This is a genomic window from Streptococcus sp. SP8 (assembly GCF_030440045.1).
Classification (GTDB): domain Bacteria; phylum Bacillota; class Bacilli; order Lactobacillales; family Streptococcaceae; genus Streptococcus; species Streptococcus parasanguinis_I.
This window is the reverse complement of record NZ_JAQFJL010000014.1, coordinates 1-25,096: the sequence shown is the minus strand read 5'-3', so window position 1 is coordinate 25,096 and position 25,096 is coordinate 1. Positions and strand designations below refer to the sequence as shown.

General features: G+C 41.7%; 22 protein-coding genes and 1 pseudogene. 15 read left to right on the top strand and 8 right to left on the bottom strand.

Going from position 1 to position 25,096, the window contains the following annotated elements; genetic code table 11:
- Nucleotides 1-109: 109 nt before the first annotated feature.
- On the top strand, nt 110-553 hold the full coding sequence (gene dtd / locus PCY11_RS08665; RefSeq protein ID WP_003004672.1) for a D-aminoacyl-tRNA deacylase: 444 nt from the start codon (nt 110-112) through the stop codon (nt 551-553).
- 21 nt (nt 554-574) lie between these two features.
- Here dtd and PCY11_RS08660 read toward each other — a convergent pair whose 3' ends face one another.
- Complete coding sequence (locus tag PCY11_RS08660; RefSeq protein ID WP_003004464.1) at nt 575-1,228, bottom strand: metal-dependent transcriptional regulator; 654 nt, start codon at nt 1,226-1,228, stop codon at nt 575-577.
- 124 nt (nt 1,229-1,352) lie between these two features.
- On the opposite strand from PCY11_RS08660, the gene PCY11_RS08655 reads away from it, so the two are divergent.
- A complete protein-coding gene (locus PCY11_RS08655; protein ID WP_003004435.1) occupies nt 1,353-2,378 on the top strand; it encodes a DUF3114 domain-containing protein in 1,026 nt (341 codons plus the stop codon).
- 33 nt (nt 2,379-2,411) lie between these two features.
- Here the strand turns inward: PCY11_RS08655 and tpx are convergent, their stop codons facing one another.
- From tpx to PCY11_RS08635, 4 genes are all read right to left on the bottom strand, one after another.
- Entirely contained in the window at nt 2,412-2,906 is a 495-nt protein-coding gene (gene tpx, locus PCY11_RS08650) for a thiol peroxidase (protein WP_003004242.1), read from the bottom strand.
- A 78-nt stretch (nt 2,907-2,984) separates the two neighbouring features.
- On the bottom strand, nt 2,985-3,914 hold the full coding sequence (fimA, locus tag PCY11_RS08645; RefSeq protein WP_023919586.1) for a metal ABC transporter substrate-binding lipoprotein/fibrin-binding adhesin FimA: 930 nt from the start codon (nt 3,912-3,914) through the stop codon (nt 2,985-2,987).
- Nucleotides 3,915-3,925: 11 nt separating this feature from the next.
- A complete protein-coding gene (locus tag PCY11_RS08640; protein ID WP_003004302.1) occupies nt 3,926-4,768 on the bottom strand; it encodes a metal ABC transporter permease in 843 nt (280 codons plus the stop codon).
- Nucleotides 4,765-5,487, bottom strand: coding sequence for a metal ABC transporter ATP-binding protein (locus PCY11_RS08635; protein ID WP_003004103.1), 723 nt, complete (start codon nt 5,485-5,487; stop codon nt 4,765-4,767). The genes PCY11_RS08640 and PCY11_RS08635 overlap by 4 nt, the downstream gene beginning before the upstream one ends.
- A gap of 192 nt (nt 5,488-5,679) precedes the next feature.
- Here PCY11_RS08635 and PCY11_RS08630 point away from each other — a divergent pair, with 192 nt between their 5' ends.
- Complete coding sequence (locus PCY11_RS08630) at nt 5,680-7,575, top strand: M13 family metallopeptidase (RefSeq protein WP_301362692.1); 1,896 nt, start codon at nt 5,680-5,682, stop codon at nt 7,573-7,575.
- Nucleotides 7,576-7,741: 166 nt separating this feature from the next.
- Here PCY11_RS08630 and PCY11_RS08625 read toward each other — a convergent pair whose 3' ends face one another.
- Nucleotides 7,742-8,518 (bottom strand): glycyl-radical enzyme activating protein, encoded by a 777-nt coding sequence (locus PCY11_RS08625; protein WP_301362690.1) that lies wholly within the window; start codon nt 8,516-8,518, stop codon nt 7,742-7,744.
- Nucleotides 8,519-8,648: 130 nt separating this feature from the next.
- Here PCY11_RS08625 and PCY11_RS08620 point away from each other — a divergent pair, with 130 nt between their 5' ends.
- The 8 genes from PCY11_RS08620 (at nt 8,649) to PCY11_RS08585 (ending at nt 16,873) form a co-directional block, all read left to right on the top strand.
- Nucleotides 8,649-9,392, top strand: coding sequence for a DeoR/GlpR family DNA-binding transcription regulator (locus tag PCY11_RS08620; RefSeq protein WP_048717589.1), 744 nt, complete (start codon nt 8,649-8,651; stop codon nt 9,390-9,392).
- Between the two features lie 14 nt (nt 9,393-9,406).
- Nucleotides 9,407-10,378 (top strand): sugar-binding transcriptional regulator, encoded by a 972-nt coding sequence (locus PCY11_RS08615; protein ID WP_247926292.1) that lies wholly within the window; start codon nt 9,407-9,409, stop codon nt 10,376-10,378.
- A 166-nt stretch (nt 10,379-10,544) separates the two neighbouring features.
- Entirely contained in the window at nt 10,545-10,868 is a 324-nt protein-coding gene (locus PCY11_RS08610; protein WP_049486455.1) for a PTS lactose/cellobiose transporter subunit IIA, read from the top strand.
- A gap of 13 nt (nt 10,869-10,881) precedes the next feature.
- Nucleotides 10,882-11,190 (top strand): PTS sugar transporter subunit IIB, encoded by a 309-nt coding sequence (locus PCY11_RS08605; protein WP_013904534.1) that lies wholly within the window; start codon nt 10,882-10,884, stop codon nt 11,188-11,190.
- 11 nt (nt 11,191-11,201) lie between these two features.
- Nucleotides 11,202-12,503 carry a PTS sugar transporter subunit IIC gene (locus PCY11_RS08600; protein WP_247926293.1) on the top strand — a complete coding sequence of 434 codons (1,302 nt, stop codon included), beginning with the start codon at nt 11,202-11,204 and terminating at the stop codon, nt 12,501-12,503.
- A 141-nt stretch (nt 12,504-12,644) separates the two neighbouring features.
- Nucleotides 12,645-15,083 (top strand): glycyl radical protein, encoded by a 2,439-nt coding sequence (locus PCY11_RS08595; RefSeq protein WP_023027619.1) that lies wholly within the window; start codon nt 12,645-12,647, stop codon nt 15,081-15,083.
- Nucleotides 15,084-15,098: 15 nt separating this feature from the next.
- On the top strand, nt 15,099-15,767 hold the full coding sequence (locus PCY11_RS08590; RefSeq protein ID WP_301362687.1) for a fructose-6-phosphate aldolase: 669 nt from the start codon (nt 15,099-15,101) through the stop codon (nt 15,765-15,767).
- Between the two features lie 14 nt (nt 15,768-15,781).
- Complete coding sequence (locus tag PCY11_RS08585; protein ID WP_049506401.1) at nt 15,782-16,873, top strand: glycerol dehydrogenase; 1,092 nt, start codon at nt 15,782-15,784, stop codon at nt 16,871-16,873.
- A 316-nt stretch (nt 16,874-17,189) separates the two neighbouring features.
- Here the strand turns inward: PCY11_RS08585 and PCY11_RS08580 are convergent, their stop codons facing one another.
- Nucleotides 17,190-18,512, bottom strand: a complete 1,323-nt coding sequence (locus PCY11_RS08580) for a DUF1958 domain-containing protein (protein WP_070845840.1) — start codon at nt 18,510-18,512, stop codon at nt 17,190-17,192.
- Between the two features lie 165 nt (nt 18,513-18,677).
- On the opposite strand from PCY11_RS08580, the gene PCY11_RS08575 reads away from it, so the two are divergent.
- From PCY11_RS08575 to PCY11_RS08560, 4 genes and pseudogenes are all read left to right on the top strand, one after another.
- On the top strand, nt 18,678-20,654 hold the full coding sequence (locus tag PCY11_RS08575) for a peptide ABC transporter substrate-binding protein (RefSeq protein ID WP_301362686.1): 1,977 nt from the start codon (nt 18,678-18,680) through the stop codon (nt 20,652-20,654).
- A gap of 270 nt (nt 20,655-20,924) precedes the next feature.
- On the top strand, nt 20,925-23,426 hold the full coding sequence (gene leuS, locus PCY11_RS08570) for a leucine--tRNA ligase (RefSeq protein ID WP_301362684.1): 2,502 nt from the start codon (nt 20,925-20,927) through the stop codon (nt 23,424-23,426).
- Between the two features lie 182 nt (nt 23,427-23,608).
- Nucleotides 23,609-24,064, top strand: a complete 456-nt coding sequence (locus PCY11_RS08565) for a MarR family transcriptional regulator (RefSeq protein WP_070845834.1) — start codon at nt 23,609-23,611, stop codon at nt 24,062-24,064.
- Nucleotides 24,065-24,121: 57 nt separating this feature from the next.
- Nucleotides 24,122-24,970: pseudogene (locus PCY11_RS08560) on the top strand (acyl-CoA thioesterase/BAAT N-terminal domain-containing protein); the annotation flags it as partial.
- Nucleotides 24,971-25,002: 32 nt separating this feature from the next.
- Here the strand turns inward: PCY11_RS08560 and PCY11_RS08555 are convergent.
- Nucleotides 25,003-25,096, bottom strand: a 94-nt coding sequence (locus PCY11_RS08555) for an IS3 family transposase (protein WP_301362698.1), incomplete at its 5' end; no start/stop codon positions are given.

The window sequence follows — 25,096 nt, the reverse complement described above, 5'->3', positions numbered from 1 at the left end:
GCCTTTGGTTTTCGGATAGTCTGCCTGCGTCTCACTGCCTTGTCTGAAGTTGATGTTCTTTGAAGGTTAGTAGTGAATGCCAAATGGATTTATAAAATAGGATAATCAAATGAAATTAGTGATTCAACGGGTTAAGAGTGCCTCAGTTTCCATTGATGGTCAAGTCTACAATGCGATCCAGCAAGGCTTGTTGCTCCTAGTGGGAGTGGGGCCTGAGGATGACCAGAAGGATTTGGATTATGCGGTCCGCAAGGTATCGCAGATGCGTATTTTCTCAGATGAGGAAGATAAGATGAATCTTTCGGTCAAAGATGTCCAAGGGGAAATCTTGTCGATCTCTCAATTTACCCTCTTTGCGGATACCAAAAAAGGCAACCGTCCTGCTTTTACAGGGGCTGCCAAGCCAGATATGGCCAGTCAGTTATATGATGCCTTTAATGATCAATTAGAAAAAGAAGTCCCTGTCAAACGAGGGATCTTTGGGGCCGATATGGCGATTGAATTGATCAATGATGGTCCAGTGACGATTTTGTTAGATACAAAAAATCCATAAGTAAGAAAACATGCAGTCGGATTAGACTGCATGTTTTTCGATATAGAGTTGTTGGGCGATCACTTGGTTGATAGAAATTTCTTGTCCATGGATGACTAAGTGATAGAGGCCTGTGTAGTCATCATACCGTTGAAACGCGATAGTATTCCCAATCTGGAGATGGATCTGGTCTAAGAATTTTAGCAATTCATAGGTGTCATGGACCCTTTGCAGAATATACAGACCAGGTTGGGTCGCTTCGCTGAGACGGTCTTGGTAGGCTTCGACAAGCCTTTCGCCTTTCTTTGGAATTGTCCCACCGTGAGGGCAGGTCTTAGGAGTTCCAAGCATGTGATCCAGCTGGTCAATGAAATGTTCAGAAACGGTATGCTCGAGAACTTCTGCCTCTTCATGGACTTCTTCAGTTGTATAGTCAAGTTTTTCCAGAAGAAATACTTCGATCAAGCGGTGCTTGCGGTAGAGATCAGAGACCAACTGCGATCCTAGATCCGTTAGTAGATACCCATGGGTTTTATCTTTCACCAAGAGGCCCTCAGAGACCATGCGCTTAATCATCTCGGACACAGCGGGTGGAGAGACCTGCATGCGACTCGCGATTTCCTTGTTACTGATTTTGTCTACTTCTGTGCCAATTTCATAAATGCACTTGAGGTAATCTTCTTTGTTTGGTGTCATGCTTTCCTCTTTTCTTCGCTCACTTCTAGTATATCAAAAAAATCTTCAAAAACGCTAGTGGAGTAATGAGAATTGTCTCAAGCTCCAAAAGATGGTAGTATAGAAGCATAGAAAGGACGGCATCATGAACAGACGGGAATTAGTGAGATTAGGCTGGAGAGAGAGTAGTTTAGCCTATCTAGAGAAGCACTTGCAGGGATTGAAAGATCCACAAGCCTACCAAGAACAATACCAGTCTGTCTTTTTCTTTGCCAGTCCTCTGTTTCAAAATATGTGGTTTCAAGAGATCAAGGATCTAACGGAAACGGCTGCCCAAGACTTGCTGAGGGGAGTCATGAAAATTCTTCTTATGCCAAGTGACCTGTCCGGAACTTGTGAAGAAACAGCCTTTCTTCTGAGTAGGATGGCTCCAGATTGTCCGCCAGGTTCCGATTTTTGGAAGGCTTTTTCACGCGTCGTGCAGGTGGCCTTTGAAAAGGATCCCTTAGCAGATCAGTCAGGAGATCAGCTCTTGAAACGCCAGGTTCACCAGTTGCGCTACCTACTTTCAAGTTACCAAGCCCAGTGGATTCGGACGCATGAGGCCAGAGCTGGACAGACTGACGAGGAGGCCTTACAAGCTTACATACAAAAGGCTAGAGCGGTCACGGTGGATGCTTATGCGGCTGCCCGCCTTCACAATAAGGTCTCCCTAGGGCCAGATGGTCACCTTCATTATCCATCAGGGGCCTCCCAACAAGTCAATTTCAAGGTCTTGTTAAATTTCCATACGGAGTATATTCTCGATCAAGCCGGGCATTTTCTCAATGAAGTCGATCCAGTAGAAGTTTATGAAAATGGCATTGTCAATGGGGCTAGTTTTAACTACGGGCTGGCTAGGGGACGGATCCATAAGGACTTAGATATTGACCCCGTCAAAGCTTGGGATCCAGCCTTTCGCAAGCATGTCCTCTATCAGCAAGATGTTCGCTATCTAGCTCCGAAGAATGACCGAGGAGAGCAAGGCTACTGGAGTCGAAAAGGAGTCTTTGCACAAGGAGGCAAGAGCTACAAGCAACAAGTGGCACAGCGCGTGCGAAGTTTCCTCAGAGGCATCCCTCGCTTACGCTGGCGGGTCCTCCTCCAGAATGGGCTCCATCGGATTTTATAGCAGACAAAAAGAGGTCGCAGACCTCTTTTTCGTTTACCCAAGTGCCTTGACGGCTTCGATTGCAGCGTCGTAATTTGGTTCGCTGTTGATGTTGTCGAGGTACTCAACGTAAGTCACCTTGTTGTCTGCATCTAAGACCAAGACAGCGCGTGCGAGCAAGTGCCATTCATTGATCAAGAGACCGTAGGCTTTTCCGAAGGAATGGTCGTAGTAGTCTGAGAGCATGATAGCATTGTCGAGCCCTTCAGCAGCGCACCATTTACCTTGAGCAAAAGGAAGGTCGACAGAGACCGTCAAGACGACAGTGTCTTCCAAGTCCGATAAGGTCTTGTTGAAGTGACGTGTTTGCATCGAACAGATCCCTGTGTCGATGGATGGGATGATGCTGAGGACTTTTTTCTTGCCAGCGAAATCAGCTAAAGATTTCTTCTCAAGAGCTGGAGTGATCAATGAAAAATCATGGGCCATTTCCCCTACTTGAAGTTGAGATCCGGTAAAGGTCACAGGGTTTCCTAAAAATGTTGCCATAAAAAGACTCCTTTTTTGTTTTTATTGTACCGCAATACCGGTGGAGGGACCACTGATTTGTTTAGAAATCTGAATGGTCTACTGACTCAATCCTTCTGCGATCTTGTCTAAGTTCCACTTCATCATGCTGTAGTAGCTATCGCCCTTTTCTCCTTCTTTGGCAATCGAGTCAGTGAAGATCTTTGCATAGATCGGGATATTGGTATCCTTAGACACAGTTTTCATAGGACGCTCATCGACACTGGATTCGACAAAGAGGGCCGGTACTTTGGTTTGCCGGAGCTTTTCTACCAGCGTTTTGATTTGGTCAGGTGTCCCTTCTTCTTCCGTATTGATTTCCCAGATATAGGCAGATGGGACGCCGTAGGCTTTGGAGAAGTACTTGAAGCAGCCTTCACTGGTTACAATCATCTTCTTCTCTTCTGGGATATTGTTGAATTTTTGTTTGGCTTCTTGGTCGAGCTTACTAAGTTTTTCAGTATAGGCTGCTAGATTTTTTTCGTAGAAGTCCTTATTTTTGGGATCTTTTGCGATCAATTGTTTGGCAATGTTTTTAGCGTAGAGGATCCCGTTTTCGAGATTGAGCCAAGCGTGAGGGTCTTCTTTTCCAGCTTGGTTTTGGCCTTCCAAGTAGATGACGTCGACTCCGTCGCTAGCTGCGAAATAGTCTTTGTTTTCAACTTTATTGGCATTTTTGACCAATTTAGTAAACCAAGCATTGCCACCGGTTTCGAGGTTGATCCCGTTGTAGAAGATGAGGTCTGCTTGCGAAGTCTTTTTGACATCTTCTGGAAGCGGTTCGTACTCGTGAGGATCTTTGCCGACAGGAACGATACTGTGCAGATCGATCTTATCCTCAGCAATATTTTTAGTTATATCTGCAAGGATTGAATTGGTGGTGACCACTTTCAATTTACCAGAAGCTCCAGAAGAAGAGCCTTTGCTACAGGCCAACAGACCAAATAAGAGCGCCACAAAGAGGGCGAGGATAGAAGCGGTTTTTTTCATGTGTTTCTCCTTTAATGAGATGAAAGAGCGTGCTTATTCTTTCTCTGCTTAGGAGCGATAAAGAAGCTGATGAGAAAGAAGACAGCAGAAGTGAGGACAATACAAGACCCGACGGCGATGTTTAAGCTATAGCCAATAAAGAGTCCCAGGATGGATGCAAGAGCACCTAATCCGGATGAAAGGAGCATCATGGACCAGAGACTATTGGTATAGAGATAGGCCGTCGCAGCGGGTGTAATGAGCATGGCGACGATGAGAATGGTTCCGACACTCTGCATAGCAGTGACAGAAACCAAGGTCAAGAGCACCATAAGGAGGTAGTGATAGACCTTGACCCGGACGCCCATGGATTGAGCCAGAACAGGATCAAAAGATGTGAGCAGTAAGGGTCGAAAGAGTAGGACAATCACCAGCAAGACCGCAGCACCAACACCGATGGTTATCCACATATCCCGGTCTTGGACGGCCAAGATATTCCCAAAGAGGATGTGGAAAAGGTCGGTGGAACTTTTAGCGACTCCAATCAGGATGACTCCTAAGGCGAGGAAAGAAGAAAAGGTAATCCCAATTGCAGTGTCGCTCTTGATGATGGAGTTGCTCTTGATATAGGTGATAAGGACGGACGCCAGGAGGCCAAAGACAATAGCGCCAATAAAGAAATTGATGCCCAGGATAAAGGAGAGAGCCACACCAGGAAGAACTGCGTGTGAGATAGCGTCTCCCATGAGAGACATGCCTCTTAAAATAATGAAGCATCCAACGGCTCCAGCGACAATCCCGATGGCGATGGCTGTGATCAGGGCATTCTGTAAGAAGTGGAATTGCTGTAATCCATCGATAAATTCTGTAATCATCCGACGCCACCTCCTATAAAGAGTTCATGCCCATAGGCTGCATGCAGATTTTCTTTGGTAAAGGTTTCCTCTGTTTTCCCAAATGCAATCAGTTTACGATGAAGGAGGAGGACTTGGTCAAAGTAAGCTGGGACCTTGCTGAGGTCGTGATGGACGATCAGGATGGTCTTGCCTTCTTTTTTCAAGGTTTTTAGTGTCTGCATAATGATGTCTTCGCTAACGGAGTCAATCCCTACAAAGGGCTCATCCAAAAAGATGACATCTGCTTCTTGGACCAAGCAGCGGGCGATCAGGACCCGTTGGAATTGCCCTCCTGAAAGTTGGCCAATCTGGCGATCCGCTAGATCAAGAAGATTGACAAGTTTCAAGGCATTTTCCACTTTTTGGAGATCCTCTTTGCTTTTTCGCTTGAAGATAGAAAGGTGGGGATAAAGACCCAGTGAGATACACTCTCTCACCGTGATGGGGAAGTGGAAATCAATAGCGGATTTCTGTTCGACGTAGGCCACCCGTTGAAGAACTTGGCTGAGATCTTTTTGATCGAGCTGGACTTTTCCCGAATGAGGGAGAAGACCTAGCATGGCCTTGATCAGGGTTGATTTTCCTGCTCCATTGGGTCCAAGAATTCCTAGGATGGTTGGACCCTGGATGGTGAGGGAAAGATCCTCCAAGGCCAGTGTTTGCTGGTAAGCAACACTGAGATGTTCAATTTGAATCATGATTTTGCTCCTTTACTATTAATATACATGAATAAAAAAATTAAGTCAAGTTAATTTTTAAAATAATTATACATGAATAAAAAGTTAAGTCAAGTTAATTTTTAAAATAATTCAACTTAATTCTCTTGAAATCATTGAAAAAAGTTCCTATTTTTGATAAGGTTATTACAAAAGAATGAAAGCGAGAAGATCATGGTACGTTTACAAGATGATTTTTATGATTACGTCAATGGGGCATGGGCTGAGACAGCTGTGATTCCAGATGACAAACCGTCAACCGGTGGTTTTATGGACTTGATCCAAGATATCGAAAACTTGATGTTGGATATTACCGGAAAATGGCAAAGAGGAGAAGAATTGCCTGAAGATAGCATTCTGCAAAACTTTGTCAAATACCATAAAATGGTGGCAGATTTTGATGCGCGAGAAGCAGCTGGTGTGGCACCAGTCATGCCCTTGATCAATGAAATTAAGGCTCTGTCTTCTTTTGAAGACTATACCAGCAAGTTGGGGACCTATGAACTAGCTGGCAAACCAAATCTCATGCCATTTAGCGTGTCACCAGACTTTATGAATGCCCAAATGAATGTCTTGTGGGGAGAATCTCTTGCTCTTATCTTGCCAGATACGACCTACTATGAAGAAGGCAACGAAAAAGGCCCAGAGTTACTGGCTATCTGGCGTCAGATGATGGAAAAACTCTTGCCAAAATTTGAATTCTCAGAGGCAGAAATCAAAGACATCCTGGATAAAGTCATCGCGGCGGATGCAGAATTAGCTCAGTATGTTTTATCAAATGAAGAAAAATCTGAGTACAACAAACTCTACCATCCATATGAGTGGGCAGAATTCAAAGCCTTGGTTCCAGAATTGCCACTCGAGACCTTCTTTACAGAAGTCATCGGACAAACACCAGATAAAATCATCGTGCCGGAAGAGCGTTTCTGGAAGGAATTTGCACCAAAATACTACTCAGCAGCCAACTGGGAAACCATTCATGCCAAATTGAAACTCGGAGCAGCCTTAGATTGGACGTCTTTCTTAACCGAAGAAATTCGTGTCTTGTCTGGTGAGTATGGACGGACCATTACAGGGATTCCAGAACCTCGTCCAAAAGAAAAAGCAGCTTTGGCTTTGGCAGAAGGCCCTTATAGCCAAGCGCTTGGACTCTGGTATGCAGGTGAAAAATTCTCACCAGAAGCGAAAGCAGATGTAGAGCATAAAGTAGCGACTATGATTGAGGTCTACAAGGATCGTCTTGAAAAAGCAGACTGGCTCGCTCCTGAAACCCGTGAAAAAGCTATTGTCAAACTCAATGTCATCACACCGCATATCGGATACCCTGAAAAATTACCAGAAACATACGCCAAAAAGATCATCGACGAGAGCAAAAACTTGGTAGAAAATGCCCAAAAATTGGCTCAAATTTCCATTGCCCATAGCTGGAGCAAGTGGAACCAACCAGTCGATCGGAGTGAGTGGCACATGCCAGCTAATATGGTCAATGCCTACTATGATCCGCAACAAAACCAAATCGTCTTCCCAGCAGCAATTTTGCAAGCACCATTCTATGACCTTCACCAATCGTCATCAGCCAACTACGGCGGAATCGGTGCAGTCATTGCCCATGAAATCTCCCACGCCTTTGACACCAATGGAGCTTCCTTCGATGAAAATGGTAGCTTGAAAGACTGGTGGAAACCAGAAGATTACGAAGCCTTTACCGCTCGCACGCAAAAAGTCATCGATCAGTTTGAAGGCCAAGACTCTTACGGTGCCAAGATCAACGGGAAATTGACCGTTTCTGAAAACGTGGCAGACCTCGGAGGCATCGCTGCAGCCCTTGAAGCAGCGAAGAAAGAGGAAGATTTCTCAGCAGAAGAATTCTTCACCAACTTTGCTCGTATCTGGCGCATGAAAGCTCGGACAGAGTACATGCAACTTCTCGCAAGTGTCGATGTCCACGCACCAGGAAAACTCCGTACCAATGTCCAATTACCAAACTTTGACGAATTCTTTGAAACCTTTGATGTCAAAGAAGGCGACGGCATGTGGCGCGCACCAGAAGACCGCGTGATCATTTGGTAGTCTAAGATACTAAGCCCGTAAAAAAAGCGAGAAGAAAATAGGAGATTGACCATGTGGGCCAGCCCACCAGTCAATCTCTCTTTTTCTCGACGGTCGTAAAAAAAATAAAAATCCCCAAAGCCAAGTTTCAATCTACTGAAACTAGTTTTGGGGATTTTTGAGTGGATTAGAAATAACAGTGAATGTCATGATCTAAAAAAACTTGCTGGTAGTCATATAAATCTTCTGGATGCAGAGCTTTTATTCCTTCCATTTCATAGCGACGTCCTAAAAGCTTGTATTTGTTTTCTCCAAACTGGTGAAATGGGAGAAGTTGTACTTCATCGATGTTGAGAGAATTAAAAAGGGAAGCAAATTCTTCAGCATCAGTTAAAGAGTCATTGAAATTAGGAATGACTGGAATACGTAAAACGATTGTTTTGTTTTGAGTAAAGGCATAATGAATATTTTTAATAATCAGATGATTGTTGACTCCGACAACCTTCTTATGTTTAAGTGTATTGTAATGTTTAAGGTCTGTATAAATAAAATCAACATACTGAATGAGATCGACAAATTTCTCATGTTCAACAAAAGCTGTCGTTTCGATTGCAGTATGAAGTCCAACTTCTTTCGCAGCTTTTAAGATAGCTTTGGCAAATTCAAATTGAGCGAAGATTTCTCCACCAGACAGGGTAAGGCCACCACCAGATTCTTCGTAGAAGTCAACGTCTTTTAAGACATCATCTATGATCTCGGTAACTGTTTTTTCTTCTCCTGTGATGGTTTCCTTTTTAGTAACAGCATCCAACATTTTTTCAGGATTTGCACGCTGGGATTCAGGATTGGAGCACCATGGACAACGTAGGGGACATCCTTTTAAAAATACAGTAGTTCGGATTCCAGGGCCATCATGGATACTAAAGTGTTGGATATTAAAGATTATGCCGCGATTTTGTTCCATATTTTTGCTCTCCTATCAATCTAGTAAGTCCATTATACATTATTTAAGAAACTAATTCAATTACGAACGAAAGTTTATTTTGTTTTGAATTCACTCGGAAATTTGCTAAAATAGAGAAGAGGTAAAAACAATGCAACGTTTAGATGAAATATTGAAATTAGTATCGGAATTTGAAAAGATTGATGTTAATAGTTTGTCTGAGAAATTACAAGTCTCTAAAGTGACCATTCGAAAGGATTTGGACAAGCTAGAATCCAAAGGATTATTGCATAGAGAACACGGCTATGCTGTTTTAAATAGTGGAGATGATATCAATGTTCGACTGTCCTTTCAATATGATACCAAGAAAAGAATAGCCAGGGAAGCTGCTAAATTAATTAAGGATAACGACACGGTTTTGATTGAATCGGGCTCTACATGTGCCTTGTTAGCGGAAGAAATTTGCCAAACAAAAAAGAATGTCAAGATTGTGACAAATTCTTACTTTATTGCAGATTATATTCAGGAATATGATTCTTGTAAAATCATCCTACTTGGTGGTGAATTTCAAAAAGAATCGAGAGTGACTGTAGGTCCGCTTTTGAAAGAATTAATCCGCTCGTTTAGAGTTCCCTTTGCTTTTGTAGGGGTAGACGGATATGATGACGAACTTGGCTTTACTGGGAAAGATATGATGAGAAGTGAAGTTGTTCAAGCTATGTCCGATGTTTCTAAAGAAGTGATTGTCTTAACAGATTCAAGTAAATTTGGGAAATGTGGAACTGTCAGACGATTTGCACTTTCACAAGTTTCGAGAGTCATAACAGATAAGAATATATCTCAAGAAGCGAAAGAAAAACTTGAGGATTCACAAACAATTTTAACTTTAGTATAAGAAGGAGAAGCCAATTGAAAGATGAACGGAAAAAGTTACTTGCTAAATTAGCCTATCTATACTATGTTGAAGACAAAAGTCAATCGCAAATCGCAGCAGAAACTGGAATCTACCGTACAACTGTCAGCAGAATGCTAGCAGAGGCCAAGAAAGAGGGCGTAGTAAAAATTGAAATCGAAAACTTTGATACTCGCCTCTTCCGTTTAGAAAATTATATCAAACAAAAATATGGCTTAAAAGCTATCGAGATTATACCGAATCTAGTTGATGAACCTCGAGAAAGCCTTGAAAAGCGACTGGCGCAAGCAAGTGCGGTCATGCTTCGTAATTTGATTGAAGATGGAATGACAGTCGGATTTTCATGGGGCAAGTCTCTCAGATTAATGGTAGAACAAGTTGGAACGAAGCGCTTGGATGGTGTACAGTTTTATCCCCTAGCTGGAGGTCCCAGTCATATTCATGCTCGCTACCATGTCAATACGCTGATCTACAGTATGGCGAGTAAATTTCATGGGGAATGTCATTTTATAAACGCGAGTGTCATTCAAGAAAATTCTGAGGTGACGGAAGGCATCTTATCTTCTAAGTATTTTGAGGATTTGAAAGCTAGTTGGCGTTGTTTGGATGTTGCGGCTGTAGGGATTGGTGGCTATGCAGATAGCAAGAATCCTCAGTGGTTTGATATGCTGACATCAAATGATTTTAAGAAATTGGAGTCAGAACATGCTGTAGGAGAAGTATGCTGTCGTTTCTTTGATCAAGAAGGTATCCCCGTTTATCCTGAATTACAGGAAAGAACAATATCTATCACATTGGAGGAATTGAGAGAGGTACCAAACACCATCTCTTTAGCCTACGGTGATCAGAAAGCAAAAGCACTTTTATCGGTTTTGAAAGCCAACTATATCAATCATTTAGTCACAGATGAAGCAACGATCTTAAAAGTCTTAGAATTAGATGGTGATCAGCAATTTACTAAAAAATAGGACAGCAGGAATGCAGTCCTTATTTTTTTGAGTCGAATAGCACAAATGTGCAAAAAACAAAAACAATAATCAAATGTTGTGATTTTTATTGACCGGCAAAAATATAAATGGTATATTGACAATAGAAAAAGCGCTTTCAGTAGATTGATAAAGGAGTGTAGTGCACATGGAAATAATTGTTGCAGACCAAATTATTATGGGATTGATTTTAAATGCGGGTGATGCTAAACAGCATATTTACCAAGCTTTATCATATGCTAAGGAGGGCGATTTTACATCTTCTGAAGACGAAATTGCGAAAGCAGATGCAGCATTGCTAGAAGCGCATAACTTGCAAACACAATTTTTAGCCCAGGAAGCAGGTGGGACAAAGACAGAGATTACAGCTTTGTTTGTGCACTCACAAGATCACTTAATGACTTCAATCACAGAGATTAACTTGATCAAAGAAATGATTGACTTACGTAAAGAACTTTCAGCGAAACAATAAGGAGGAAAAGAAGATGAAAATTGGATTGTTTTGTGCAGCAGGATTTTCAACAGGAATGTTGGTAAATAATATGAAGGTGGCGGCTAAGGAATTAGGGATTGATGCTGAAATCGATGCCTATTCTCAAGCGAAATTAGCAGATTTTGCTCCTGAAATCGATGTCGCTTTGTTGGGCCCTCAAGTAGCTTATACTTTGGATAAATCAAAAGCGATTTGTGAGGCAAACCATATTCCTATTGCTGTCATCCCTATGGCAGATTATGGGATGTTGGATGGTAAGAAAGTACTAAATCTAGCTCTAGAATTGCTAGGAGAAAAATAAGGAGGCTTCCCATGTCTAATTTTAATTCTCAGAAAATTATCGCTCCAATCATGCGGTTTGTAAACTTGAAAGGAATTATTGCTCTTAAAGATGGGATGTTAGCGATCCTTCCATTAACGGTAGTTGGTAGTTTGTTCCTGATTATTGGGCAATTACCATTTGAAGGCCTTAATCAGGCTATTGCTAGTGTATTTGGCGATACGTGGACAGAGCCATTTATGCAGGTTTATTCAGGAACATTCGCCATCATGGGCTTAATTTCATGCTTCTCCATTGGTTATTCATATGCTAAAAACAGTGGAGTAGAACCCTTGCCAGCAGGAGTTTTGTCCCTATCTTCATACTTTATCTTGTTAAAATCTTCTTATGTACCAGCTAAGGGAGAACCAATTGGTGATGCCATTGCAAAAGTATGGTTTGGTGGTCAAGGGATTATCGGGGCTATTATTATAGGTCTGGTAGTTGGTGCGATTTATACTGTGTTTATCCAAAGACACATTGTTATTAAAATGCCAGAACAAGTACCTCAAGCCATTGCCAAACAATTTGAAGCGATGATTCCTGCTTTCGTGATTTTCTTACTATCAATGATTGTCTATATCGTATCAAAAGTAGTGACAAGTGGCGGTACTTTCATTGAAATGATCTATGATGTCATTCAGGTTCCTCTACAAGGTCTAACAGGATCACTTTACGGAGCGATTGGAATTGCCTTCTTTATTTCGTTCTTGTGGTGGTTTGGTGTGCACGGACAATCAGTTGTCAATGGTGTAGTAACAGCCTTGCTACTTTCTAACCTGGATGCCAATAAATCAATGTTGGCAGCTGGGAAGCTATCCGTTGAAAATGGTGCTCACATTGTAACTCAACAATTCCTAGATAGTTTCCTTATTTTGTCTGGATCAGGTATAACCTTTGGTTTGGTTATTGCTATGTTATTTGCTGCTAAGTCAAAACAATATAAGGCACTTGGGAAAGTTGCAGCTTTTCCTGCAATCTTCAATGTTAATGAACCCGTCGTATTTGGCTTCCCAATTGTAATGAACCCAGTGATGTTCCTTCCATTTATTATCGTTCCAATTTTAGCAGCGATAATTGTTTATACTTCAATTGCTATTGGGTTCATGCATCCATTCTCAGGTGTGACCCTTCCTTGGAGTACACCAGCCATTATTTCTGGATTTATGGTTGGAGGTTGGCAAGGTGCTTTCGTTCAAGTGCTGGTTCTTGCAACCTCGACTGTCGTATATTTCCCATTCTTCAAATTCCAAGATAATCTTGCCTATAACAACGAATTACAAGCTGAAAAATAGTGCGTTTATTAGGAGTGCACAGATGTGCGACTAGAATAGAATTTATAGGTATTATCCATAATTCATTGAAATTCGTAAAATTTAATGCTACTATAGTTACGAAAGAAAACAAAATAATTTCAAAAGAAAGGTTTTGAAAAAATGAAACAAGTAGAAGTAGCAAGTACAAGCATTAAAACAGAATATTTTGGAAGCCTCACTGAACGCATGAATAAGTATCGTGAAGATGTCTTAAACAAGAAGCCTTATATCGACGCTGAACGTGCCGTTCTTGCAACTAAGGCATATGATCGTTATAAGGAACAACCAAATGTTCTTAAACGTGCCTATATGTTGAAAGAGATTCTTGAAAATATGACAATCTATATTGAGGATGAATCCATGATTGCTGGAAACCAAGCATCCTCTAATAAAGATGCTCCGATCTTCCCAGAATATACTTTAGAGTTCGTTCTGAAGGAATTGGATCTTTTTGAAAAGCGGGATGGTGACGTCTTCTATATTACGGAAGAAACGAAAGAGCAGCTCCGTAGTATCGCACCGTTCTGGGAAAATAATAACTTACGTGCAAGAGCTGGAGCTCTTCTACCTGAAGAAGTATCTGTCTATATGGAAACAGGATTCTTCGGTATGGAAGGGAAGATGAATTCAGGAGATGCCCACTTAGCAGTCAATTATCAAAAATTATTGCAATATGGCTTGAAAGGTTTTGAAGAAAGAGCCCGCCAAGCTAAAGCAGCCCTAGATCTAACGGATCCAGCTAGCATTGATAAGTACCATTTTTACGATTCTATCTTTATCGTAGTTGATGCTGTTAAGACCTATGCTCAACGATTTGTTGAACTTGCTAAACAACTTGCTGAGACAGCAACTCCTGAACGTAAGAAGGAATTGCTTGAAATTGCAGAGATTTGCTCAAAAGTTCCATACGAGCCTGCAAGTACATTTGCAGAGGCTGTTCAGTCTGTTTGGTTTATCCAATGTATTCTTCAGATTGAATCAAATGGACACTCACTTTCATATGGCCGTTTTGACCAATATATGTATCCATACGTTAAAGCTGATTTGGAAAGTGGACGGGAAACTGAAGAGAGTATTGTTGAACGCTTGACCAACCTTTGGATTAAGACTATTACAATTAACAAAGTACGTAGTCAAGCACATACCTTCTCATCTGCAGGTAGTCCGCTTTATCAAAATGTTACGATTGGTGGTCAAACGCGTGATAAGAAAGACGCTGTTAACCCATTGTCTTATTTAGTGTTGAAGTCTGTTGCTCAAACTCACCTTCCTCAACCAAACTTAACTGTTCGTTACCATGCTGGTTTGGATGCCCGCTTCATGAACGAATGTATTGAAGTTATGAAGCTCGGATTCGGTATGCCTGCTTTCAATAATGATGAGATCATTATTCCATCCTTTATTTCAAAAGGCGTGCTTGAAGAAGATGCTTATGATTACAGTGCAATTGGTTGTGTAGAAACAGCTGTTCCAGGTAAGTGGGGATATCGCTGTACAGGTATGAGTTATATGAACTTCCCTAAAGTTTTGCTCATTACGATGAATGACGGAATCGATCCTGCTTCTGGCAAGCGCTTTGCACCAAGCTTTGGTCATTTTAAAGACATGAAGAGCTTCGATGAATTGCAAACAGCATGGGACAAGACCTTACGCCACTTAACCCGCATGAGTGTGATCGTAGAAAACTCTATCGACCTATCTCTTGAAAGAGAAGTGCCAGATATCCTCTGTTCAGCTTTGACAGATGACTGTATTGGACGTGGAAAACACCTAAAAGAAGGTGGGGCTGTCTACGATTATATTTCTGGTTTACAAGTGGGTATTGCAAACTTATCCGATTCGCTTGCAGCGATCAAGAAACTGGTATTTGAAGAAGGGCGCTTAACACCACAAGAGCTATGGCATGCTCTGGAAACCGATTACGAGGGCGAACGTGGAAAAGAAATCCAAGAGATGCTTATCCATGATGCACCGAAGTATGGAAACGATGATGACTATGCAGACAGCTTAGTTCGAGAAGCATACGATATTTATGTGGATGAAATTGCTAAATATCCAAATACTCGCTATGGACGTGGGCCAATCGGTGGTATCCGTTACTCAGGTACATCTTCTATTTCAGCCAATGTAGGACAAGGTCGTGGAACATTAGCTACTCCGGACGGTCGTAATGCTGGAACTCCACTAGCAGAAGGATGCTCTCCATCCCACAATATGGACCAACATGGCCCAACATCTGTTCTAAAATCAGTTTCTAAATTGCCAACAGATGAAATAGTTGGTGGTGTTTTACTGAACCAAAAAGTAAACCCACAAACTTTAGCCAAAGAAGAAGATAAATTAAAACTTATTGCTTTACTCCGTACGTTCTTTAATCGTCTACATGGATACCATATTCAATATAATGTGGTTTCTAGAGAAACGTTATTAGATGCTCAAAAACATCCGGAAAAACACCGTGACTTAATTGTACGTGTTGCAGGCTACTCAGCTTTCTTCAATGTACTATCAAGAGCTACACAAGATGATATTATTGGACGGACAGAGCATACTCTATAGTAAAGAGGTATGTATATGGAATTTATGCTTGATACTTTAAATATAAATGAAATAAAAAAATGGGCTCGAGTGTTACCTCTTGCTGGGGTAACCTCTAACCCAACAATTGCCAAAAAAGAAGGAGAAATCGATTTCTTTAAACGGATTCATGAGGTTCGGGAGATCATTGGTGAAGCTCCTTCTATCCATGTGCAAGTTGTTGCGAAAGATTATGACGGTATTTTAAAAGATGCTGCGAAAATTCGACAAGAATGTGGCGGAAATGTTTTTATTAAAGTTCCGGTTACTCCTGAGGGGTTGGCAGCTATCAAAACATTAAAATCAGAAGGTTATAAAATTACTGCAACCGCAATTTATACTGTATTTCAAGGTCTTTTGGCTATTGAAGCAGGCGCAGATTACCTTGCTCCCTATTATAATCGAATGGAGAACTTGAATATTGATTCAGCACAGGTAATAGCACAATTGGCAGATTCAATCGAAAAAAATCATTCATCAAGCAAAATTCTAGCAGCATCCTTTAAGAATGTCGGTCAAGTCAATCGAGCATTCAAAGAAGGGGCACAAGCTATCACTGCTGGGGCTGATGTCTTTGAAGCGGCTTTTGGAATGCCGTCAATTGAAAAAGCGGTGAATGATTTTGCAAATGATTGGTCAGCTATTCATCATCAGAATATAATTTGATAAAGGAGGAGTATATGAGAAATTTTGCAAGTCCGTCACGTTACATTCAAGGGGAAAATGCCTTATTTGAAAATGCAAAACCTATTTTAGAACTGGGGAGTCATCCTGTATTACTATGCGACTCAGTAGTCTATGAAATCGTAGGAGAACGATTTGAAAAATATCTCCTTCGGTATGGATTTACAGTCTTGCCAGTCTTCTTTAATGGAGAAGCTTCTGATAACGAAATCAATCGTGTGGTTAGTTTGGCAGAAGAAAATGGCTGTGATTTGGTCATTGGACTTGGTGGAGGAAAGACCATCGATAGTGCGAAAGCTATTGCCGATCTTTTAAAATCACCAGTTGTGATTGCCCCTACCATTGCCTCTACAGATGCTCCCGTTTCCGCTTTGTCAGTTATCTACACGGATGAAGGTGCCTTTGCTCGCTATATTTTCTATTCTAAAAACCCAGAATTGGTCTTGGTGGATAGCAAAGTCATCTCTCAAGCACCAAAACGTTTGCTCGCTTCTGGAATCGCAGATGGATTAGCGACTTGGGTCGAAGCGCGTGCGGTAATGCAAGCCAATGGAAAAACCATGTTGGGTCAACGACAAACCTTAGCGGGTGTCGCCATTGCACAACGTTGTGAAGAAACCTTATTTGCTGATGGACTCCAAGCCATGGCTGCTTGTGAAGCCAAAGTCGTAACCCCTGCTCTTGAAAACATCATTGAAGCCAATACCCTTCTTAGTGGTATTGGGTTTGAAAGTGGTGGATTAGCAGCTGCCCATGCCATCCATAATGGCTTTACAGCCCTTACTGGGGACATCCACCATTTGACTCACGGTGAAAAAGTAGCCTACGGAACGTTAGTTCAATTGTTCTTAGAAAACCGTCCTAAGGAAGAATTGAATAAATACATTCGTTTCTATCAACAAATCGGTATGCCAACCACTCTGAAAGAAATGCATCTTGAAACTGCAAGTTATGAAGATCTTCTCAAGGTTGGCCAACAGGCCACCATCGAAGGAGAAACCATCCATCAAATGCCATTTGAAGTGAAGGCTTCTGATATTGCCCAAGCCATCGTAGCAGTAGATGCCTACGTTCAAGGTTTAGACTAAATCAATATCTGTCATTCACAGATAATGTAGACAAACTGATTTTTTACATCAAACAAACTAATGGATGCCTAAAAAATTAAAATTAGATACTTTTTAAGGCTCATTAAAAAATGCTTAGGAACTTTCCGCCGTGAGAAAAGTGCTAGAAACACGATTGTTTCTAGCACTCGGGAGTTTTGGAACTTTAGGTCCAAAACTAAGTCATGGAACTTCTTCGAAGTTCGCTGACGTCCGTACTCACCTAAGGAAAGTTTCTAAGATGACTTTGTCGACAAACCAAGAACTCCCATACCTTATGGTAATGGGAGTTCTTTTTCTATTTTCTTCTTTTTGGATCGGTTTGTTTAAAGATCAGGTATAAAATTCCGGCAGGCAGGAAGCAGAAGAGCCACATAACATCGAGTCCCTTGCTTTTACTGCTAGAGGTCGTTGTTTTAGACTCACTTACGGCCACTCCCGCTTTAATACTTGGAGATACCTGTTGCAAGCCGTTCTGAACGACTAGGCGGTTGTCTTCCAGTTTAAGGGCTGGCTTCGTCCCCTTCTTAACGGTCGCATAGAAGTCTTGCTTCAAGTGAATTGTCTTCCCGTCGATGGTATGATCGCCTGCAGAAAGGATTTTTTTATACTGGTAGTCTGCGAACATTTTCTCAGCCAAGGTATTCCCGATTTGATTGCGGTAACTTTCGGCGATCTCGACATCGTAGTTTCCAACCCCCAAAATGACTTCGATAATCCGCTGTTTCCCCCGCTTGGTTGTCGCGGTGTAGTTGTAGTCAGCAGTCGGGCTGGATCCAGTTTTGAGTCCATCTGTTCCTTTAAGGGCGAACTTTCCACCTTCGAGGGAAGTATTGTAGTTATCATAGCTTTGCTCGTAGGGGGTACCTTCCATGATGGTAGTATGAGCTTGCTTGGTGTATTCCAACATTTCTGGCAGGTCGTTTACGATGTGATAAGCCAGAATAGACATGTCCCGCGCTGTAATTTCGTTATTGGCATTGACATCGTAGCGCTGAGGATTGTAGTAGCCCTGAAGGACCGAAATCATCGCCCCATTTGGATTGTGCCATTTTGTATGGCTCATCCCCATTTCTTGTGCGTACTGATTCATTAAGTCCAAAAACTTATCGGGATCATTGTCAGTGACGGCGTTGGCGAGCATAATCACGGCCGCACTAGAAGATGGAACAAAGAGCATCTTGATCAATTCAGATACCTTGTAGTCAACACCAGCTACAATAGGTGAGTTACTTAACAGATTGTTTTCCGAGATGGCTTGGTCTGCCTCTGTTGCTGTGACCACGGTATCATATTTGATCTTGCCTTCCTTAAGGGCCCGAAAGACCACATAGGCACTCATGAGTTTGGCCATGCTTCCGGAGTCCCGGACCGTGTCGATATTGTCTCCGTACAAAATGGCTCCAGTATTGGCGTCGATGACGATGTCAGCCTTAGGCTTGTAAAAATCGTCCAATACCAGTCCAGCATCAGCTGCGATTTTCATGACATCTTCTTGCTGGTAGATGTCATCCGCAAAAGCAGTGGAAATAGGGCCTAATGTCAAGACTCCTACAAGGAGGGACAAGAGGCTGCGTTTTAGTCGTTTGTGTAAATGTCTCACATAATTCATAGATTCCATTATATCATACAGGCCAGGGATTCAACTTGAAAAAATTTTAGAAAAAGTAGAAATTGAAAAAATAAAGGAAAAATAGAATAATTTCGCAGTAAAAGCGTTTACATTTCCCTAGAAAGTGCTATAATTTAAATTGAGTATAACATTTTTTACAATGAGGTGATTTATATGAACAAAGGGAAGGTACTCTTAGCGACCAGCGCTCTGCTTTTATCAGCTGGTGTACTGGCAGCCTGCTCAGGAGGGAAATCTACTAGCTCTGGTGGTCAGACCTATAGCTATGTCTATACCCAGGATCCAGATACCTTAGACTACTCGATTTCTAATAAAAAATCGACTTCCGAGTTTACAGGAAATGCGATAGATGGCTTGTTGGAAGTGGACAAGTACGGGAACTTGATCCCATCGCTTGCTAAAGACTGGACTGTTTCCAAGGATGGCTTGACCTATACTTATAAACTCCGTAAAGGGGTCAAATGGATGACTTCTGAAGGGGAAGAATATGGAGAAGTCAAAGCCCAAGACTTTGTCACAGGTCTCAAACACGCGGCAGACAAGAAATCACAAGCGATTTACTTGGTCCAAAAATCTGTCAAAGGCTTGGATGATTATGTATCAGGGAAAACATCTGATTTCTCAACTGTTGGAGTAAAGGCTATTGATGATTATACCGTTCAATATACCTTGAGCCAACCAGAAAGTTTCTGGAATTCTAAGACTACGATGGGGATCTTGATGCCAGTCAATGAAGAATTCCTGAAATCTAAAGGAGATGACTATGGTCAAGGAACTTCTCCATCTAGTATCCTCTACTGCGGTCCTTATTTGATCAAGTCCATCACTTCTAAATCTTCTGCGATATTGGAAAAGAACCCAACATACTGGGATGCAGATAATGTTAAGATCAGTAAAGTGAAGCTGACCTATTATGATGGACAAGACTCAGAATCCTTGATTCGTGGGTTTGATAACGGCGACTATACAGTTGCCCGTGTTTTCCCAAATGGTTCCAACTTTAAGAGTGTAGAGAAGAAGCATAAGGACGATATCGTCTTTACTGACCAAGGTTCCTCAACCTATAATCTTTCCTTCAATATTGACCGTCAGGCTTATGAAATCACAAAGAAGACTACTGATGCTCAAAAGACTTCAACTAAGAAAGCAATCTTAAATAAAGACTTCCGTCAAGCCATTATGTTTGCCTTCAACCGCAAGGCTTATGTAGCGCAAACTAACGGGGAAGCGGGTGCCAATAAGGTTATCCGTAATACCTTTACGCCACCAAACTTTGTCCAAATCGATGGCAAACAATTTGGTGATGCAGTAGAAAAAGACTTGGAAGCTTATGGGGATGAATGGAAAGGGGTCTCTGTCGCAGATGGAAAAGACACCCTCTACAATCCAAACAAGGCCAAAGAAGAGTTTGCCAAAGCCAAGGCAGACTTGCAGGCTCAAGGAGTTGAATTCCCAATTCATTTGGACCTTCCAACTTCTTCTACTTATACGGAAGGAATTAAACAGGCCCAATCCTTTAAACAATCAGTTGAGTCTACATTGGGAGCAGAAAATATTGTCATTGATTTGAATATGATTTCTGAGGATGATCTGCAACGGGTTACCTACTTTGCTGAAAGTGCTTCGCAACAAGACTGGGATTTGAACAATAACTTGGGTTGGGGACCAGACTATACGGACCCATCTTCTTACATCGACATCACTAGTGGTAAATCCGGCGAAAACGCCAATTCTTACTTTGGATTCGATGCTGGTACGGATAATGCAGCCGCAAAAGCAGCTGGTTTTGATGAATATGATCAATTGATCGAAGATGCGCACAATGAAACCAAAGATGTGAACAAGCGTTACGAAAAATATGCTGCCGCTCAAGCTTGGTTGACCGATAGTGCCCTCTTGATTCCGATCCATTCAGATGGAGCTTCTCCAGTCGTTCGTAAAACTGTACCATACTCTGCAGCCTTTGCTTGGACAGGCCACAAGGGTCAAACCTTTAACTATAAGTATTTAGAAGTTCAAGACAAGGTCGAAGCGGCGAAAGACTATGACAAAGCGCGTGAACAATGGAAGAAAGAAAAAGAAAAATCCAATAAAAAAGCGCAAGAAGAACTTGAAAAGCATGTGAAATAGACTTTTCTTAGCGAAAACAGGAAGGGGGAGTGGGAAAGAACTCGGACTGGATGAAAAGAGTTCGTTTTCCCACCCCCGCACAGTTGATTAGGTCATCTTTGGAGCTTAAAAAGCGAACAAAGATGCCAATCAACCACTGCGTCATACTGTTATTTCTATCAAGCATCGAAGGCTGGACAGTTTTTGCCCAGTCTCTTTTTCTTTGCCGGAACCTTTAAAAATCGCCTAAAAATGGTATAATAGGAGCATCACGAAAATTGGAGAGACGCTATGAGTTTTTACGATCATAAAGAAATCGAGCCTAAGTGGCAAAAATACTGGGCTGACCATCACACTTTTAAGACAGGAACAGATGCCTCAAAACCTAAGTTTTATGCGCTTGACATGTTCCCTTACCCATCTGGAGCGGGTCTTCACGTAGGACACCCAGAAGGCTACACAGCGACTGATATCCTCAGCCGTTTCAAACGTGCACAAGGCTACAACGTCCTTCACCCAATGGGCTGGGATGCTTTTGGTTTGCCTGCAGAGCAATACGCTATGGATACAGGAAATGACCCAGCGGAATTCACGGCAGAAAACATTGCTAACTTCAAACGCCAAATCAATGCGCTTGGCTTCTCATACGACTGGGACCGTGAAGTCAACACAACAGATCCAAACTACTACAAATGGACGCAATGGATCTTCACTAAGCTTTACGAAAAAGGTTTGGCCTATGAAGCAGAAGTGCCAGTCAACTGGGTGGAAGAATTGGGAACAGCTATCGCCAACGAAGAAGTACTTCCAGATGGAACATCTGAGCGTGGTGGCTATCCAGTTGTCCGTAAACCAATGCGCCAATGGATGCTTAAAATCACTGCCTATGCAGAGCGCTTGCTCAATGACTTGGATGACCTTGACTGGCCAGAGTCTATCAAGGACATGCAACGCAACTGGATCGGGAAATCAACTGGTGCCAATGTCACTTTCAAGGTAAAAGGGACAGACAAGGAATTCACAGTCTTTACCACTCGTCCTGACACCCTTTTTGGTGCGACCTTCACTGTTTTGGCTCCTGAGCATGACTTGGTAGATGCTATCACAAGTCCAGAACAGGCCCAAGCTGTAGCGGACTACAAACACCAAGCCAGCCTTAAATCAGACTTGGCTCGTACAGACCTTGCTAAGGAAAAAACAGGGGTTTGGACTGGTGCTTATGCTATCAACCCTGTCAACGGTAAAGAAATTCCAATCTGGATTGCGGACTACGTTCTTGCTAGCTATGGTACAGGTGCGGTAATGGCTGTTCCAGCTCACGACCAACGTGACTGGGAATTTGCTAAACAATTCGGACTTCCAATTGTAGAAGTGTTGGAAGGTGGAAATGTAGCAGAAGCTGCTTACACAGAAGATGGCCTTCACGTCAACTCAGACTTCTTGAACGGTCTTAACAAAGAAGAAGCAATTGCTAAAATCGTGGCTTGGTTGGAAGAAAAAGGCTTCGGTCAAGAAAAAGTTACCTACCGTCTCCGTGACTGGCTCTTTAGCCGTCAACGTTACTGGGGTGAACCAATCCCAATCATTCATTGGGAAGACGGCACTTCAACAGCTGTTCCAGAAAGTGACCTCCCACTTGTCTTGCCAGTAACTAAGGACATCCGCCCTTCAGGTACTGGGGAAAGCCCACTAGCTAACTTGACCGACTGGCTGGAAGTGACTCGTGAAGATGGCGTCAAAGGTCGTCGTGAAACCAATACGATGCCACAATGGGCCGGTTCAAGTTGGTACTACCTCCGCTATATCGATCCACACAACACAGAGAAATTGGCTGATGAGGACCTCCTCAAACAATGGTTGCCAGTCGATATCTACGTAGGTGGTGCAGAACATGCCGTGCTTCACTTGCTTTACGCTCGTTTCTGGCACAAGTTCCTCTATGATTTAGGTGTCGTTCCAACTAAGGAGCCATTCCAAAAACTCTTTAACCAAGGAATGATCTTGGGAACAAGCTATCGTGACCACCGTGGCGCGCTTGTGGCAACTGACAAGGTTGAAAAACGTGACGGTTCCTTCTTCCATGTGGAAACAGGGGAAGAGTTGGAGCAAGCACCAGCTAAGATGTCTAAATCCCTCAAGAATGTGGTCAACCCAGACGATGTGGTGGAACAATACGGTGCCGATACCCTTCGTGTCTATGAAATGTTCATGGGACCACTCGATGCTTCTATTGCTTGGTCTGAAGAAGGTCTGGAAGGAAGCCGTAAGTTCCTCGACCGTGTGTACCGTTTGATCACTACCAAAGAAATCGTTGCGGAAAACAATGGCGCTCTAGACAAGGTTTACAACGAAACTGTTAAGGCTGTCACTGAGCAAATTGAGTCTATGAAATTCAACACAGCCATTGCTCAGCTCATGGTCTTTGTCAATGCGGCTAACAAGGAAGATAAACTTTATGTAGACTACGCCAAAGGCTTTATCCAATTGATCGCTCCATTTGCGCCTCACTTGGCAGAAGAACTCTGGCAAACAGTCACAGCAACAGGCGAGTCTATCTCTTATGTGGCTTGGCCAACATGGGACGAAAGTAAATTGGTTGAAGACGAAATCGAAATCGTCGTTCAAATCAAAGGTAAAGTCCGTGCCAAACTCATGGTCGCAAAAGACCTTTCACGCGAAGAATTGCAAGAAGTCGCTCTGGCTGACGACAAAGTCAAAGCAGAGATTGATGGCAAAGAAATTGTGAAAGTGATTGCGGTACCAAATAAATTGGTTAATATTGTTGTAAAATAACCAATTTATTTGCTGATTTCCAACCTCAAACAGTTTCCCAAACTGTTTGAGCCAACCAAGCTTGTAAATATCGTAACGAAATAAATTTAAAAGTCCTTCAGAGCTAAGTTCTGGAGGATTTTTGACTCTTCTTGACAAGAAAACGATATTTTGTTAATATCATTAACAAAAAGAAGGAAGCTATGAATAAGAAAGAACTGCATAAGTTTAATAATCGTTTTAACAGCTTTATTTTAGACTTTGAACGGTTGAAAAAGGATCAGCATAGGAATAGTATTGATAAATCAATCACTATTAATGAAGTCCATTTGATTGATCTAATAGGTCGGAATCAGCCTGTGAATCTAGTGAAATTATCTGAGTTACTTGAAGTATCAAGGAGCGCTATTACTCAGAGTGTTAGACGTTTAACCAAGAAAGACCTCGTTACTTTTGAATTTGTACAGGATAATGAAAAAAATAAATATCTGATATTATCCAAAAAAGGGGTTGAAGTTTTTAACATCCATAAAGAGCAGCAAGAACATATTGAAAAAGCCATTTTTTCAGTTTTAAGAAACTATAGTGATGAGGACCTTCAAATAGTTATGAAACTGATGGATGATGTTGAACAGGTATGGCGAGAATTACCGTGGTAAAAATCACGGTAATTTTAAAACTACATTGTTAATCACATTAACAAAAAAGAGGAAGATATGAATATACAAATTGAACTGATCTCAGAGTCTGAGTTAGCAGACGAATCTTTTAATATTGTCATCAATGGCTTAAAACCAAGAGAAACATATCGAGTCGAGATGTACCTAACTGATTATTATTGTATCAATGCTCCTATGCTTTTAGCTCATAATGTTTTATGGAAATCAACAGCGACTTTTGTATCAGATAAGAATGGTATTATTGATATTTCACAAACTCCATCTTGTTCTGGCTCTTATGAAGATATTGCAACAATGGGGTTATTCTTTAATGCTAAGCCCTTGACCAATAGGAAAAAGAAACTTCCAAACTCTCTTTCTAAAATTCCCTTATTAGATCACTTTTTTGTGGAAATCAAAATTATACAAGGTAATACTGTCGTCGCAGAGAGAACTTTCACAAGACATTACATGAGTTTGCAAATTAGTCATCAAGATATTTATGGGAAACATTTTCAAGGGAGACTCTTTTATGATCAAAAGGCAATAAAAGCACCAGCATTGATTATTGTGAGCGGTAGTGAAGGAAGGATTGAAAAGGCACAGAATATAGCTCAGCTTCTATCTTCTAGAGGTTATATTTGCCTAGCAGTTGCCTACTTTGGTTTAGAGGGGTTGCCAAAACATTTGGAACGTATTCCTTTAGAGTGCCTTGTGGAAGCAAAGGATTATCTACGTCAGCATCATCAAGTAGATAGTGAAAGAATTGGAATCTATGGACGTTCTAAGGGAGCAGAGTTAGTTTTAGCTGAGGAGAACATTTTTAATGACGTTCAATGTTTGGTACTAAATTCACCCTCTGATGTGGTGTATGAAGGGATAAAAGGGAAATGGAACTCCCATACTTTGTACTGACCCCAAAAAGTTAGACAAATAATTTAAGTTAAGGATTTAGTCCTGTATTGCACAGGACTAAGTCCTTTTAGTTTTACCTTAATTCGTTTGTTGTTGTAATAGTCAATATAGTTTACA

What these genes read in the sequence shown, in the direction of transcription:
- PCY11_RS08620 (WP_048717589.1), top strand. Translation starts at nt 8,649, where the DNA reads ATGCAACGTTTAGATGAAATATTGAAATTAGTATCGGAATTTGAAAAG.
- PCY11_RS08655 (WP_003004435.1), top strand. Translation starts at nt 1,353, where the DNA reads ATGAACAGACGGGAATTAGTGAGATTAGGCTGGAGAGAGAGTAGTTTA.
- tpx (WP_003004242.1), bottom strand. Translation starts at nt 2,906, where the DNA reads ATGGCAACATTTTTAGGAAACCCTGTGACCTTTACCGGATCTCAACTT.
- PCY11_RS08625 (WP_301362690.1), bottom strand. Translation starts at nt 8,518, where the DNA reads ATGGAACAAAATCGCGGCATAATCTTTAATATCCAACACTTTAGTATC.
- PCY11_RS08640 (WP_003004302.1), bottom strand. Translation starts at nt 4,768, where the DNA reads ATGATTACAGAATTTATCGATGGATTACAGCAATTCCACTTCTTACAG.
- PCY11_RS08605 (WP_013904534.1), top strand. Translation starts at nt 10,882, where the DNA reads ATGAAAATTGGATTGTTTTGTGCAGCAGGATTTTCAACAGGAATGTTG.
- PCY11_RS08660 (WP_003004464.1), bottom strand. Translation starts at nt 1,228, where the DNA reads ATGACACCAAACAAAGAAGATTACCTCAAGTGCATTTATGAAATTGGC.
- PCY11_RS08600 (WP_247926293.1), top strand. Translation starts at nt 11,202, where the DNA reads ATGTCTAATTTTAATTCTCAGAAAATTATCGCTCCAATCATGCGGTTT.
- fimA (WP_023919586.1), bottom strand. Translation starts at nt 3,914, where the DNA reads ATGAAAAAAACCGCTTCTATCCTCGCCCTCTTTGTGGCGCTCTTATTT.
- PCY11_RS08595 (WP_023027619.1), top strand. Translation starts at nt 12,645, where the DNA reads ATGAAACAAGTAGAAGTAGCAAGTACAAGCATTAAAACAGAATATTTT.
- PCY11_RS08585 (WP_049506401.1), top strand. Translation starts at nt 15,782, where the DNA reads ATGAGAAATTTTGCAAGTCCGTCACGTTACATTCAAGGGGAAAATGCC.
- PCY11_RS08610 (WP_049486455.1), top strand. Translation starts at nt 10,545, where the DNA reads ATGGAAATAATTGTTGCAGACCAAATTATTATGGGATTGATTTTAAAT.
- leuS (WP_301362684.1), top strand. Translation starts at nt 20,925, where the DNA reads ATGAGTTTTTACGATCATAAAGAAATCGAGCCTAAGTGGCAAAAATAC.
- PCY11_RS08575 (WP_301362686.1), top strand. Translation starts at nt 18,678, where the DNA reads ATGAACAAAGGGAAGGTACTCTTAGCGACCAGCGCTCTGCTTTTATCA.
- PCY11_RS08590 (WP_301362687.1), top strand. Translation starts at nt 15,099, where the DNA reads ATGGAATTTATGCTTGATACTTTAAATATAAATGAAATAAAAAAATGG.
- PCY11_RS08565 (WP_070845834.1), top strand. Translation starts at nt 23,609, where the DNA reads ATGAATAAGAAAGAACTGCATAAGTTTAATAATCGTTTTAACAGCTTT.
- dtd (WP_003004672.1), top strand. Translation starts at nt 110, where the DNA reads ATGAAATTAGTGATTCAACGGGTTAAGAGTGCCTCAGTTTCCATTGAT.
- PCY11_RS08630 (WP_301362692.1), top strand. Translation starts at nt 5,680, where the DNA reads ATGGTACGTTTACAAGATGATTTTTATGATTACGTCAATGGGGCATGG.
- PCY11_RS08635 (WP_003004103.1), bottom strand. Translation starts at nt 5,487, where the DNA reads ATGATTCAAATTGAACATCTCAGTGTTGCTTACCAGCAAACACTGGCC.
- PCY11_RS08580 (WP_070845840.1), bottom strand. Translation starts at nt 18,512, where the DNA reads ATGGAATCTATGAATTATGTGAGACATTTACACAAACGACTAAAACGC.